Genomic DNA, 733 nt, shown 5'->3' with positions numbered 1-733 from the left:
ACATCCTTGACGCCGCAGGCAAGATCGAGACCTTCACCCGGGGTATGTCCTATGAGGAGTTTTCCGGGGACGACAAGACTGTCTACGCGGTCGTACGAGCACTGGAAGTGATCGGCGAGGCGGCGAAGTGCATCCCCCGGCAGGTCAGGGACAGTGCCCCTTCTCTCCCCTGGAGCGAAATGGCCGGTATGCGTGACAAATTGATCCACGCCTATTTCGGGATCAATAAGGCGATCATCTGGAGAACGATCCGGGACGATATCCCGCCACTCAGGTCTGCGGTGCAGCGCCTCCTTGACGATCTTGCCGTGGAGGAGACCAGCGACTGATCTCCGCGACTGCCTCCTCCCGGAGTGGCGGCTGCGCGCCGCCCACACACCCTCTTCTCCCCCGGACTTCGCCATACCCCTCAGATCTCCAGAGGGGCGAAAGAGAACCGTTAATACTGCCAACCGTCAAGATTGATACTGAGTATTTATGATCACACCCCGCCCTGCCTGCCTGACACCCTCCCTCTCCGGAGGCGGTCTATGAGCGTCAGGCAGGGGCTGATCCCCGCCGCAGGTTCGGGGTCGCGGCTTGGGCCGTTTACGAACGCGATCCCGAAAGAGCTCCTCCCCGTGGGCGAAAAAGCGGTGATCGAGCACGTCGTCGAGGCGATGTCGCTTGCCGGGATCACCGATATCGTCATCGTCGTCTCCCCGCACAAGCACGGCCTCTCCGACTACCTGGG

The 733-nt window shown here is 61.5% G+C and carries 2 protein-coding genes; both read left to right on the top strand.

Annotation, left to right across the window (positions count from 1 at the left end):
- Window positions 1-329 (top strand): DUF86 domain-containing protein (locus BP858_RS07930; protein WP_349680572.1); only part of this gene is annotated, 329 nt, incomplete at its 5' end.
- Between the two features lie 201 nt (window positions 330-530).
- A partial coding sequence (locus BP858_RS07925; RefSeq protein WP_286879231.1) for a sugar phosphate nucleotidyltransferase occupies window positions 531-733 on the top strand: 203 nt, incomplete at its 3' end.

The sequence above is a fragment of the Methanoculleus sp. UBA413 genome (assembly GCF_002502935.1).
Classification (GTDB): domain Archaea; phylum Halobacteriota; class Methanomicrobia; order Methanomicrobiales; family Methanoculleaceae; genus Methanoculleus; species Methanoculleus bourgensis.
Note: the sequence above shows the minus strand (reverse complement) of the source record. Positions and strands in the feature narration are given on the sequence as shown.